This is a genomic window from Oleiphilus sp. HI0043, from assembly GCF_001634935.1.
This window is the reverse complement of record NZ_LWEY01000880.1, coordinates 1-466: the sequence shown is the minus strand read 5'-3', so window position 1 is coordinate 466 and position 466 is coordinate 1. Positions and strand designations below refer to the sequence as shown.

At 45.5% G+C, this 466-nt stretch carries 1 protein-coding gene; it reads right to left on the bottom strand.

Annotation, left to right across the window (positions count from 1 at the left end):
• Positions 1-442, bottom strand: a 442-nt coding sequence (locus tag A3729_RS09860; RefSeq protein WP_231877403.1) for a GspE/PulE family protein, incomplete at its 3' end; no start/stop codon positions are given.
• Positions 443-466: the final 24 nt, after the last annotated feature.

Here is a 466-nt window from a genome sequence, read left to right as displayed (position 1 = left end):
TTTGCTGTTGTCGGGCAATATGCAGTGCATGATCAGTAAGAGGCGTCATGCCATTTTCGATTGCGGCTTTTTCGATATCTGTCGCACTTACTTTTGGCTTGATCATGTCTCGAATATCGGGTGATAGTGTCAACAGTTCATATACTGCAACACGGCCTTTATGGCCTGTCATATGGCAGTTATCACAACCAGCGCCCTGATAGAATACTTCATCCTCACTCAGACCCAAAGCTTTCCGTACAATAGGGGATACCTGCTCTTCTTCCAGGCAGTGAGGACAATTCCGTTTAACAAGTCTTTGAGCCAGTACCGCTAGTAGCGTTGCATTTAGGAGATAGGCTTGTACGCCGATTTCAAGTAGACGGGTAATGGTCGAAGCGGCACTGTTGGTATGTAAGGTTGATAACACCAAATGCCCTGTAAGTGAGCTTTCTACTGCCATTTTAGCTGTTTCTTCATCTCGTAT